The sequence below is a fragment of the Micromonospora sp. TSRI0369 genome, from assembly GCF_001905625.1.
Taxonomy (GTDB): Bacteria; Actinomycetota; Actinomycetes; order Mycobacteriales; family Micromonosporaceae; genus Micromonospora; species Micromonospora echinospora_A.
Window position 1 is genome coordinate 335,703 of record NZ_LIVU01000004.1, and the last position, 11,827, is coordinate 347,529.

The window sequence follows — 11,827 nt, forward strand, 5'->3', positions numbered from 1 at the left end:
ACTTCCGTCAGTGATCATCAGCGCCCTGAGCCGTGCGGGCGGTGCCAATCGCCACCGGTCGTCGCGGCCCGGATCAGCCCAGCCGGGCCAGCACCGGACGCAACGCCGCGGCCACGTCGGGCGCGGTCACCGGACCGCCGCGCGCCGCCTCCCGGCCGGCCAGCCCGTGCAGGTACGCCGCGGCGCCGGCCGCCCGCTCCGGGGCCAGCCCGGCGGCGAGCAGCGAGCCGAGCAACCCGGCCAGCACGTCGCCGGTGCCACCGGTGGCCAGCACCGGAGTGCCGGTCGGGTTCACGTACGCGCGGCCGTCGGGCGTGCCGATGACCGTCCGGTCGCCCTTGAGCAGCACCACCGCGTTCATCCAGGCGGCCAGCCGTAGCGCGGCGGCGACCCGGTCCTCCCCCGGCATCTCGCCGCAGAGCCGGGCGTACTCGCGGTCGTGCGGGGTCACCACGATCGGGGCGTCCCGGCCGCGCAGCCGGTCGGCCAGCTTGCCGTCCACGAGCAGCGTCAGCGCGTCCGCGTCGAGCACCACCGGCACCGGCGCGGCGAGCACCGCGCGCAGCTCGGCGGCGGAGTCCTCGCCGGTGCCGAGCCCGGAGCCACAGACCCACGCCTGCACCCGGCCCGCGTCGGCGACCCGGCCGGTGGCGATCACCGACGGATGCTGGTGCAGCACCTCGTCCTTGGCGCTCCCGGCGTAGCGGACCAGGCCGGTGGGGCCGGCGAGCGCCCCGGCGACAGAGAGCACCGCCGCGCCGGGGTAGGTGGCCGAGCCGGTGGCCACGCCGACCACACCCCGGGTGTACTTCTCCGACGACGCGCCCAGCGCCGGCCACCAGTCGACCACGTCCGTCAGCTCGATCACCTGGAGCGCCGGCGTGCCGCGCAGCCACGGCGTCAGCCCGATGTCGACCAGCTCGACCTCTCCGGCCAGCTCGGCGGCCGGCCCGACGGCCAGCGCCGGCTTGAGCGCGCCGAAGGCCACTGTCACGTCGGCGCGGACCGCGCGGGGCCGCCCGGCGTCGGTCAGCGGGACGTGGCCGGTGTCGACCTCGACACCGCTGGGCACGTCGACCGCGACCACGGTGGCGCGCCTGCCGTCCCTGCCGAGGTGCTCGGTCAGGCTCGCGGCGAGCTGCTCGGCCGTGTCCCGCAACCCGCCCGTGCCGCCGATGCCCACGATGCCGTCGACCACCAGGTCGGCTCCGGCGGGTGGCCGGTCGACGACGCGCCCGCCGGCGGCACGCAGAGCAGCCAGACCCTCCGCGTGCGCCCGCCCAGGGCTCAGCAGCAGCGCGGCCACCGCCGCGCCCCGGCGGGCCAGGTGCGCGCCCGCGAAGAGCGCGTCGCCTCCGTTGTCGCCGGAGCCGACAAGCAGCAGCACCCGGGCGCCGTAGACCCCGCCCCGGTCACCGAGCAGCAACGCGCAGCGGCGGGCCAGCCCTGCCGCGGCCCGGTGCATCAACGCCCCGGGCGGGAGGGTGGCCATCAGGCCCGCTTCCGCCGCGCGAACGTCCGCGACGCGCCATACCGGTCTCATGCCACCCCGTCCCGTTCGTCGCGCCGGCGCGGCCGGCTTCAGCTTCCGCCCGCGGCTGTCCCGATCACGGCCTCACCCTACCGGCGGTACGAGCCCGGGACCGGCTGGCGGAAGCGCCCTGTGGAAAACCCCGGCCGTTGTCCACAGGGGTCCGCGGTGGGACCGCCGGGCGGCCTAGCGTCCCGGTGTCCGGGGCCGGTGGATGGCGTCGGGCGACCTGGGGAGGTCACGTGGTGGAGAAACCGTTCGACGTCGACCCGGAGCTGCTGCGCGCGGTCGCGCGGGAGTTGGCCGACGACGCGTACCGGCTGGCCCGGGGCCCGGGGGCGGCGGCGGAGTCGCTGCTGGTGGCGGCGGCGGACGGCTGGCGGGCCGGGGCGGCGCTGGCCGACCTGGAGTCGGCGGTGCGGCGCTGGTCCGGCACGCTCGGCGCCCGGGTGGCCGACACCGCCGGGGCGTTGCGCCGCGGGGCGGACGGCTACGAGGCGGTGGACGAGCGCGCCGCGCGCCGCCTCACCGGGGTGCTCCGGTGAGCGGCGGCGCTCCCGGGCGGTCCGCGCCAGGCTCCGCAAGCCCCGCCGGGCGGTCCGGCGGCCTTGCGGACGTCCCGGTCGATTACGCGCAGCTCTGGCGGGCCGATCCGGGCGCCTGGTCCACCGCCGGGATGGCCTGGCGAGGGCTCGCCGGGCCGGTGCGCCGTCGCGCCGACGCGCTGACCGCCCGGATCGGCGCGCTCCGGCCCGGCTGGTCGGGCGCGGCCTCGGCTGCGGCACAGCGGCGGATCGGGGACCTGCGCACCGACCTCACCGACGTGCTGCCCGCCCTGTTCGAGGCCGACCAGGTGCTGGCCGAGTTCGGCGCCCGGCTGGGCGCGGCGAAGGCCCGGCTCGGCGCCGAGGTGGCCCGCGCCGAGTCCGGCGGCCTGCTCGTGGACCGCTCCGGCGCGGTGCGGCCCGATCCGGCCCGGCCCGTGTCCCAGGCCGGTCCGGCGGTGGTCGACGCGCGGGCCGGGATCCGGGGCGCGCTGACGCTCGCCGGCGCCGCCGACCGGGAGGCGGTTCGCCGCCTGGCGGAGCTGACCACCGCGACGGTGACCGGCTGGGTCAGCGTCCCGCCCGCGTGGCGGCCGGGCCCCGGCGCCGGGCCGACCGAAGTGAGCCGCTGGTGGGCCGGGCTGAGCGCGGCCGAGCGGCGCTGGCTGGTCGGGCGGGAACCGGATCGGATCGGCCGCCTCGACGGCGTGCCGGCCGCCGCCCGGGACCAGGCCAACCGGCTGCTGCTCGGCGACCGGCGGACGGAACTGCTCGCGCGCCGCCACGCGCTGCTGCACCCGCTGCCGGCCGGACCGCTGGAGGTGTCCCGGCGCATCCGGCTGGCCGGCGTCGAGGCGGCGCTGCGCGGGCTGGAACGGCTCAGCGAGCGGCTCGCCGCGCCGGGGCTGCCGCGGGCGTACCTGCTGGGGCTGGACCCGGGCGGCGACGGGCGCGCGGTGGTGGCGCTCGGCAACCCGGACCGGTCCGCCGCGGTGCTGACCTACGTCCCGGGCATGACCTCGGACCTCGCCGACGCGCCGGACGAGCTGGGCCGGGCCGCCCGGGTGCTGCGGCGGTGCGCGGCGCTGGGGCCGGGCGAGGAGGCGGCGGCGGTACTCTGGCTGGACTACGACGCGCCCGACTTCCTCACCGAGGCGGCCGGCGCCAGGCAGGCCGAGGACGCCGGGCCAGCCCTGCACCGCTTCCAGGAGGGGCTGCGCGCCGCGCACGAGGGTTCGCCGGCCCGGCAGACGGTGCTCGGGCACAGCTACGGCTCACTGGTGGTCGGCGCCGCCGCCCGGGACCACGGGCTGAGCGCGGACGCGCTGGTCTTCGTCGGCTCGCCCGGCGTCGGCGTCGACCACGCCACCGAGCTGCGGATGCCCGCCGGTGAGGTCTGGTCGTCGACCGCGCCGGACGACGTGATCCGGCTGGCGCGTCCGCCGGACGAACTGGCCCGCCGCGCCCTGCTCGCCGGTACGCCCCTCGGCCCGGCGCTCGCCGTGCTCGACCCGCACGGCGAGCGGCTCTGGTTCGGCGCCGATCCGAGCGCGCCGGGTTTCGGCGGGCGGCGGTTCCCGAGCGCCCCGCACGGCCACACCGGCTACTGGGACCCGGACAACCCGGCGCTGGACGGCATGGCCCGGATCGTGCTGGGCCGATGACCCGCCCGAGGCGGGCCGGAGACGGCGCGGTCCCTCCGCCCAGGGCTACGGGCGGAGGGACCGTGGACGAAAGCGGACTACTCGACCGTCACCGACTTGGCCAGGTTCCGGGGCTGGTCGACGTCGTGCCCCCGGGCGGCGGCGATCTCGGCGGCCAGCACCTGCAACGGCACGGTGGTCACCAGCGGCGCCAGCAGCGTCGGCGTACGCGGCACGTAGATCAGGTGATCGGCGTAGCGGACCACCGCCTGGTCGCCCTCCTCCGCGATCACGATGGTGCGGGCGCCCCGGGCGCGTACCTCCTGGATGTTGGAGACGACCTTGTCGTGCAGCATGCCCCGGCCGACCGGCGACGGCACGATGCAGATCACCGGGGTGCCCTGGTCGATCAGCGAGATCGGGCCGTGCTTCAGCTCACCGGCGGCGAAGCCCTCGGCGTGCATGTACGCCAGCTCCTTGAGCTTCAGCGCGCCCTCCAGCGCCACCGGGTAGCCCACGTGCCGGCCGATGAACAGCACCGTCGGCTCGGACTTCAACTCGCGGCCCAGCTCGCGGACCGGCTCGATCCGTTCCAGCAGCTCCCGCAGCTTGCCCGGCATCTCCTGGAGCTGGGCGACGACCGCGCCCACCTCGTCGGCGAACTTGATGCCGCGCACCTGGGCCAGGTGCAGGCCGATCAGGTAGCAGGCGACGACCTGGGTGAGGAACGCCTTGGTGGAGGCGACGGCGATCTCCGGGCCGCCGTGGGTGTAGAGCACGGCGTCGGACTCGCGCGGGATGGTGGAGCCGTTGGTGTTGCAGATCGCCAGCACGCGGGCCTTCTGCTCCTTGGCGTGCCGCAGCGCCATCAGCGTGTCCATCGTCTCGCCGGACTGCGAGATCACCACGATCAGCGTGGACCGGTCCAGCACCGGGTCGCGGTAGCGGAACTCGCTGGCCAGCTCCACCTCGCAGGGGATGCGGGTCCAGTGCTCGATGGCGTACTTGGCGACCAGGCCGGCGTGGTAGGAGGTGCCGCAGGCGACGATGAAGATCTTGTCGACGTCGCGCAGGTCCTGCTCGCTGAGGCGGACCTCGTCGAGGGCGATCTCGCCGGTCTCGGTGAGCCGGCCCAGCAGCGTGTCGGCGATCGCCTGCGGCTGCTCCTCGATCTCCTTGAGCATGAACCAGTCGTAGCCGCCCTTCTCGGCAGCCGACGAGTCCCAGTCGATGTGGAAGTCCGTGCCGCTGGCCGGCTGACCGTGGAAGTCGGTGATGTCGATGCTGTCCGGCGTGATCAGGACGATCTGGTCCTGCCCCAGCTCGACCGCGTCCCGGGTGTGCTCGATGAACGCGGCGACGTCGCTGGCCAGGTAGTTCTCGCCGTCGCCCCGGCCGACGACCAGCGGCGAGTTGCGCCGGGCGCCGACCACCGCGCCGGGGATGCCGGCGTCGACGGCGAGCAGCGTGAACGCGCCCTCCAGACGACCGCAGACCACGCGCATGGCGGCGGCGAGGAGCTGCGGGCTGTCGGTCTCGCCGGCCGAGCGCAGGTCGGCCAGCGCGCGGGCGATCAGGTGCGCGGCGCACTCGGTGTCGGTGTCGCTGGCGAACTCGACGCCCTCGTCCTCCAGCTCGGCGCGGAGCTTCGCGAAGTTCTCGATGATGCCGTTGTGGATCACGGCCACCCGGCCGTCCGGGGAGAGGTGCGGGTGGGCGTTGCGGTCGGTCGGGCCGCCGTGCGTGGCCCACCGGGTGTGGCCGATGCCGGTGGTGCCGTCGCCGATGCCGATCGGGCTGGCCGCGCAGTCCTCGGGGTTGTCCGCCGCCCGCTCGGAGAGGACCTTCTCCAGATTCGCGAGCTTGCCGGCCTTCTTCTCGGTCAGCAGCTCGTCCTCGCAGACCACGGCGACACCGGCCGAGTCGTAGCCGCGGTATTCGAGCCGCCGCAGTCCGTCAAGCACGATGCTGAGCGCCGGGCGCGCACCGGCGTAACCCACGATTCCACACATGGTCCGCAGCCTAACCGAGTTTCGCTCATCGCGCGTGCTCGGAATGCCGGTTAACGATCACTGAACTTGAGCGAACCGAACACCGGGGCTGCAATGTCGGACAACACACGAGCCGGGCTCATCTGCCGCGTGTGTACCGGTTCGGGCCGCGGCACGCCCGGACGGACCGGGTCCACGCGGCTGGCCGCCACGGCCTACATTGGGGCCGGGCTCCGCCCCCCGGGCCCATCGTTCCGCGGGCGTCCGCGCCGTACCCCCTGTGAGCTGAGCCGATGTCCGAGACGACCCCCGCCCCCGAGCCGACCTCCGGACCGGTCGACCCGACCGCCGCGCCGGTGACCCCCCAGCCGTCCACCTGGACGCCGCCGGACCCGCTGGCCGCTCCGCAGCCGTGGACGCCACCCGAGCCCTGGTCGCCGTCGTCCTCGGCCCCCTTGAGCGCCCCCGGCGCCGAGGGCGGTCACCCCGACCCGGCGGGCGGCGCCGAGGGGCGACCCGCGGGCGACCCGGGCCGGGCCGCTCCGGCCGACTCGCCGGGCGCCGGCGACCAGGGACAGCCCGGGGCGCCGGGCGGGTGGCCATCCCAGCCCGGGGGCCCGGGCACACCGCAGTGGCCGGGCCAGCCGGGAGCACCGGGCTGGCCGGCGCAGCCGGGCAACCCCGGCTCGTCGCCACCGCCGGGCGCCTACCCGCCCGGCGCCTACCCGCCCGGCGTTTACCCGCCCGGGCCGTACCCGCCCACCGCGTACCCGCCCGGGCCCTACCCGCCGCCGTACGCGTACCCGGGGATGCCGCCGCGCCGCAGCGGCGGCGGTTGGGCGGTCGGGGTGGTCGTCGGCATCGTCACCGTCCTGGCGCTGATCGTCTGCAGTTGCGTCGGGCTGGCCTTCCTCGGCAGCACCATGGACGACGGGACGGCAGCCGGCGAACGGTACGAGGAACCGATCTACGGCGAACCGGGCGACTGGACCGACGAGCCGACCGCGCCCCCGGCGAAGCCGGCGACCACCCCGTCCGGCGGCCCCGGCAAGTACACGGTGCTGTACGAGGTGACCGGCTCCGAGGGCGACGCGGAGGTGCAGTACTACGACGCGAACGGCGACTTCCACCAGCTCAACCTGGTGGACTCGTCCTGGCGGCTGAGGTTCACCACGAACAACCGTGAGCGGGTCCAGATCGTCACCCTTCCCGGAAGCGCTGCTGGGTTGACCTGCCGGATAACCATCGACGGCAAGGTCGTCTCCCAGAAGTCGGGAAGGTGGGGCGTGACCTGCTTCGGCTGGTGAGCCCGTGGCGGCGGGCCGTAGGCTCGCAGCCGTGACGACGACCGATCCCCTGGTGGCCCGGATGCGGCCGTTCGGCACCACCGTCTTCGCCGAGATGTCCGCGCTGGCCGTGCGTACCGGCGCGGTCAACCTCGGGCAGGGCTTCCCGGACACCGACGGCCCGCCGGAGATGCTCGCCGCCGCGGCCGAGGCGCTGCGGACCGGCCACAACCAGTACCCGCCCGGTCCGGGGATCCCCGCGCTGCGCGCCGCCGTCGCCGCGCACCAGCGCCGGTTCTGGAGCCTGGAGTACGACCCGGACGGCGAGATCGTGGTGACCGCCGGAGCGACCGAGGCGATCGCGGCGAGCATCCTCGCGCTCTGCGAGCCGGGTGACGAGGTGATCTGCTTCGAGCCGTACTACGACTCGTACGCCGCCTCGATCGCGCTGGCCGGAGCGGTGCGGCGCCCGGTGACGCTGCGGCCCGGCGCTGACGGCCGGTACGCGTTCGACCCGGACGAGCTGCGCGCCGCGTTCGGGCCGCGTACCCGGCTGGTGCTGCTGAACTCGCCGCACAACCCGACCGGCAAGGTCTTCACCGCCGACGAGCTGACGACGGTCGCCGAGCTGTGCCGGGAACACGACGTGTACGCGGTCACCGACGAGGTGTACGAGCACCTGGTCTTCACCGACGCCGCGGCGCCGCACGTGCCGCTGGCCACGCTGCCGGGCATGCGGGAGCGGACGCTGCGCATCTCGTCGGCCGGCAAGACGTTCTCCTGCACCGGCTGGAAGGTCGGCTGGGTCAGCGGCCCCGCGCCGCTGGTGGCGGCGGTGCTGCGGGTGAAGCAGTTCCTGACGTTCGTCAACGCCGGGCCGCTGCAACCCGCGGTGGCGGTGGCTCTCGGGCTGCCGGACGCCTACTTCACCGGGTTCCGGGACGACCTGCAACGCCGGCGGGACCAGCTCGTCGCCGGGCTCGCCGACGCCGGGTTCGGCGTGCTCGCGCCGGAGGGCACCTACTTCGTCACCGCCGACGTCACGCCGCTCGGCGGCCGGGACGGGGTGGAGTTCTGCCGGGCGCTGCCGGCGCGCTGCGGGGTGGTGGCGGTGCCCACGCAGGTGTTCTACGACGACGTCGAGGCCGGCCGCCGGCTGGTCCGGTTCGCGTTCTGCAAGCGGCCGGAGGTGCTGGCCGAGGCGGTGACCCGGCTGCGCCGGCTTCGGGCGGGCGGATGAGCGACGAGCAGGCCACGCGACTGCGCCGGTTCGCCGCTCAGCGCGGCTGCGACACGATGCTCTCCGGCGTACGCCCGGCCTCCGTGCCGGAGCAGCTCGCCGCTCTCGGCACGGCGGCCGGGGACTACCTGCCCGACCTGTACGGCGAGGGCGGACCGGTCGCGGAGCTGGAGGTGCGGGTCGCCGAGCTGCTCGGCGCGGAGGCCGCCGTGTTCTTCCCGTCGGGCACGATGGCGCAGCAGGTGGCCATGCGGTACGGGGCGGAACTGACCGGCCGCGCCGGTGTCGGCCTGCACCCGCTCAGCCATCCGCTGACGCACGAGCGGGACGCGTGGGCGCTGCTCACCGGGGTACGCCCGGTGCGCACCACGAGCGCGCCGCGCAACCCGACGGCCGACGAGGTGGCGGCGCTCGACGAGCCGATCGGCACGCTCTTCCTGGAGTTGCCGCTGCGCGACGCCGGGTTCGTGCTGCCGACCTGGGACGAGCTGGTGGCTGTGGTCGCGGCGGCGCGTGCCCGTGGTGCCCGGGTGCACTTCGACGGGGCCCGGCTCTGGGAGTCGTCAGTCCACCTCGGCTACTCGCCGGCCGAGATCGCGGCGCTGGCCGACAGCACGTACGTCTCGTTCTACAAGTCGCTGGGCGGCATTTCCGGGGCCGCGCTGGCCGGCGACGAGGAGCTGATCCGGTACGCCCGTGCCTGGCGGCACCGCTACGGCGGCACGCTGTTCCAGCAGTGGCCGGCCGCGCTCGCAGCGCTCGCCGGGCTGACCCGGGAGCTGCCCCGGCTCCCCGGGTACGTGGCGCACGCGAGGGTGGTGGCCGAGGCGCTGGCCGCCCTGCCCGGCGCGCGGGTCCACCCGACGCCGCCGCACACCCACCAGTTCCGGTTCTGGCTGCCGTATCCGGCGGCCGTCCTGGACGCGGCCAACCTGGCGCTGGCCGAGGAGGAACGCGCGTGGTTCGTCGGCGGCTGGCGGGACACCGAGGTGCCCGGGCTGGCGCTGGCCGAGGTGACTGTGGCCGGTCCGGCGCAGGAGCTGGACGCCGACGCGGTGGCGGACCTGGCCGCCCGCTTCCTGCGCCGCGTCGGTACGAGCTGACCGACGGGTCGTAGGAGCAGGCGGCCCCGGGTCGGTCAGGCGACCGGGCTGGCGGTGCGTACCTGCTCGGCGATGCGCTCGGCGACCTCGCGCGCGGTGTCCTCGGTGGCCGCCTCGACCATGACCCGCACCAGCGGTTCGGTGCCGGAGGGGCGCAGCAGCACGCGGCCGGTCTCGCCCAGCTCGGCCTCGGCGCGCTCGACCTCGGCACGGACGGCGGGCGCGGCTGCGCCGACGGTACGGTCGCCGACCGGCACGTTGATCAGCACCTGGGGCAGCTTGGTGACCACGGCGGCCAGCTCGGCCAGCGAGGTGCCGGTGGCGGCCATCCGCGCCATCAGGTGCAGGCCGGTGAGGACGCCGTCGCCGGTGGTGGCGTACGCGGGCAGCACGATGTGCCCGCTCTGCTCGCCGCCGAGCGCCAGGCCGGAGGCGCGCAGCTCCTCCAGCACGTACCGGTCGCCGACCTTGGTCTCGACCAGCCGGATGCCGTGCTCGGACATGGCCAGCCGGAGACCGAGGTTGCTCATCACGGTGGCGACCAGGGTGTCCTGGGTCAGCTCGCCGGCGTCCCTCATGGCCAGCGCGAGGATCGCCATGACCTGGTCGCCGTCGACCTCGTCGCCGTCGGCGGTGACCGCGACGCAGCGGTCGGCGTCGCCGTCGTGGGCGATGCCCAGGTGCGCGCCGTGCTCGACCACCGCGGCGCGCAGCGCGTCGATGTGGTTGGAGCCGCACTCGTCGTTGATGTTGAGCCCGTCCGGCTCGGCGTGGATGGCGATCACCTCGGCGCCGGCCTCCCGGTAGGCGACCGGGGCGACGTCGGCCGCCGCGCCGTTGGCGCAGTCCACCACGACCTTGATCCCGTCGAGGCGGTGCGGCACGGTGCCGACCAGGTGCTGCACGTAGTGGTCGGCGCCGTCGAGCAGGTCGTTGACCCGGCCCACGCCGGCGCCGATCGGGCGCTTCCAGGCGGTGGTGGCGTTGGCCTTCACCGCCTCCTCGATCCGCATCTCGATCTCGTCGGGCAGCTTGTGCCCGCCGGCGGCGAAGAGCTTGATGCCGTTGTCCGGCATCGGGTTGTGCGAGGCGGAGAGCATCACGCCCAGGTCGGCCTTGATCTCGGCGGTGAGGAACGCCACGGCCGGGGTGGGCAGCACGCCGACCCGTACCACGTTGGCGCCGGCGCTGGTGAGCCCGGCGACCACCGCCGCCTCCAGCATCTCGCCGCTGGCCCGGGTGTCCCGGCCGACCACCGCGAGCGGCGGATGGCTCTTGTCGGTCTCGGCCAGCGTGTGGGCCGCGGCCACCGCGACCGCCAACGCCAACTCCGGGGTGAGATCCGCGTTCGCCCGCCCGCGTACGCCGTCCGTGCCGAACAACCGGCCCATACCCGCCAACCTCCGTGGAACTGCCGATGAGAGGAGAAACGCGAAACGGCCGGTCCGCCTCCCGGGAAGGGGAAGCGGACCGGCCGTCCGTCAGAAGTACAAGGCGCTTGTGGTGATCAGCGCTTCGAGTACTGAGGAGCCTTGCGGGCCTTCTTGAGGCCGTACTTCTTGCTCTCCTTGACCCGGGCGTCACGGGTCAGGAAGCCGGCCTTCTTCAGGGCCGGGCGGTCGTCGGGCTCGCTGACGATCAGCGCCCGGGCGATGGCGAGCCGCAGCGCGCCGGCCTGGCCGGTGGTGCCGCCGCCACGCAGGTTGGCGATCACGTCGAACGCCTCGGGCTTCTCGGCGGTGACCAGCGGGTCCTTGATGAGCTGCTGGTGCACCTTGCTCGGGAAGTAGGCCTCGAGGTCACGGCCGTTGCAGGTGATCTTGCCGGTGCCCGGGACGATCCGGACCCGGACGATGGCTTCCTTGCGCCGACCCACGGTCTGGATCGGGCGGTCACCACGGGGCGCGCGCGCGACGGGCGCCGGCGCCTCGGTGGCCTCGGGGGCGACCTCGGTGGCGGTGATGTCGGTCATGCTGCTTCCTTCGCCCGCGCTCACTGCGCGATCTGCTTGATCTCGAACGGCACCGGCTGCTGCGCGGTGTGCGGGTGCTCGGCACCGGCGTAGACCTTCAGCTTCTTGAGAAGCTGACGGCCCAGCTTGTTGTGCGGGAGCATGCCCTTCACGGCCAGCTCGATGGCCCGCTCGGGCCGCTTGGTGAGCAGCTCGTCGTAGCCGACCCGCTTCAGACCACCCGGGTAACCGGAGTGGCGGTAAGCAACCTTGGTCTGGCGCTTGTTGCCGGTCAGCGCGACCTTGCCCGCGTTCACGATGACGACGAAGTCGCCCGTGTCGACGTGCGGCGCGAAAGTCGGCTTGTGCTTGCCACGCAGGAGCGTGGCGGCGTGGGTCGCCAGGCGGCCCAGCACGACATCAGAGGCGTCGATGACGTGCCACTGACGCTCGATCTCACCCGGCTTCGGGCTGTACGTACGCACAGGTCTACCTTGTCTCGTCGTCGGTCTGGGGTCGCGCGCCGAGGTGACCAGG

10 protein-coding genes are annotated in these 11,827 nt (G+C 74.9%); 5 read left to right on the forward strand and 5 right to left on the reverse strand.

All coding sequences use genetic code 11. The features are described 5' to 3' along the window. Positions 1–73 precede the first annotated feature (73 nt). Positions 74–1,543: an NAD(P)H-hydrate dehydratase gene (locus AMK25_RS14480; protein ID WP_073828904.1), complete on the reverse strand. Its 1,470-nt coding sequence runs from the start codon at positions 1,541–1,543 to the stop codon at positions 74–76. 230 nt (positions 1,544–1,773) lie between these two features. Between AMK25_RS14480 and AMK25_RS14485 the strand changes: the two genes are divergently transcribed. Both AMK25_RS14485 and AMK25_RS14490 read left to right on the forward strand, forming a co-directional pair. Then, the gene (locus tag AMK25_RS14485; RefSeq protein ID WP_073828905.1) at positions 1,774–2,076 is read left to right on the forward strand and encodes a hypothetical protein; all 303 of its coding nucleotides are present in this window, start codon (positions 1,774–1,776) and stop codon (positions 2,074–2,076) included. Then, positions 2,073–3,740, forward strand: a complete 1,668-nt coding sequence (locus AMK25_RS14490; protein ID WP_241826361.1) for an alpha/beta hydrolase — start codon at positions 2,073–2,075, stop codon at positions 3,738–3,740. Before AMK25_RS14485 ends, AMK25_RS14490 begins: the two co-directional genes overlap by 4 nt. Positions 3,741–3,817: 77 nt before the next feature. Here the strand turns inward: AMK25_RS14490 and glmS are convergent, their stop codons facing one another. Next, positions 3,818–5,731: a glutamine--fructose-6-phosphate transaminase (isomerizing) gene (gene glmS, locus AMK25_RS14495; RefSeq protein ID WP_073828907.1), complete on the reverse strand. Its 1,914-nt coding sequence runs from the start codon at positions 5,729–5,731 to the stop codon at positions 3,818–3,820. A gap of 272 nt (positions 5,732–6,003) precedes the next feature. Between glmS and AMK25_RS14500 the strand changes: the two genes are divergently transcribed. Genes AMK25_RS14500 through AMK25_RS14510 form a run of 3 tightly spaced genes read left to right on the forward strand, consistent with a single transcriptional unit; the run spans position 6,004 to position 9,339 of the window. Next, positions 6,004–7,017, forward strand: a complete 1,014-nt coding sequence (locus AMK25_RS14500) for an MmpS family transport accessory protein (RefSeq protein ID WP_073828908.1) — start codon at positions 6,004–6,006, stop codon at positions 7,015–7,017. Positions 7,018–7,048: 31 nt separating this feature from the next. Continuing rightward, a complete protein-coding gene (locus AMK25_RS14505; RefSeq protein WP_073828909.1) occupies positions 7,049–8,236 on the forward strand; it encodes a pyridoxal phosphate-dependent aminotransferase in 1,188 nt (395 codons plus the stop codon). Next, positions 8,233–9,339, forward strand: coding sequence for a threonine aldolase family protein (locus AMK25_RS14510; protein ID WP_073828910.1), 1,107 nt, complete (start codon positions 8,233–8,235; stop codon positions 9,337–9,339). The genes AMK25_RS14505 and AMK25_RS14510 overlap by 4 nt, the downstream gene beginning before the upstream one ends. Before the next feature lie 35 nt (positions 9,340–9,374). Here AMK25_RS14510 and glmM read toward each other — a convergent pair whose 3' ends face one another. The 3 genes from glmM to rplM form a co-directional block, all read right to left on the reverse strand. Next, on the reverse strand, positions 9,375–10,730 hold the full coding sequence (gene glmM, locus AMK25_RS14515) for a phosphoglucosamine mutase (RefSeq protein WP_073828911.1): 1,356 nt from the start codon (positions 10,728–10,730) through the stop codon (positions 9,375–9,377). Between the two features lie 116 nt (positions 10,731–10,846). Further along, the gene (gene rpsI / locus AMK25_RS14520; protein WP_018784602.1) at positions 10,847–11,311 is read right to left on the reverse strand and encodes a 30S ribosomal protein S9; all 465 of its coding nucleotides are present in this window, start codon (positions 11,309–11,311) and stop codon (positions 10,847–10,849) included. A gap of 20 nt (positions 11,312–11,331) precedes the next feature. Further along, on the reverse strand, positions 11,332–11,775 hold the full coding sequence (gene rplM, locus AMK25_RS14525; RefSeq protein WP_013288574.1) for a 50S ribosomal protein L13: 444 nt from the start codon (positions 11,773–11,775) through the stop codon (positions 11,332–11,334). Between the last annotated feature and the right edge of the window lie 52 nt (positions 11,776–11,827).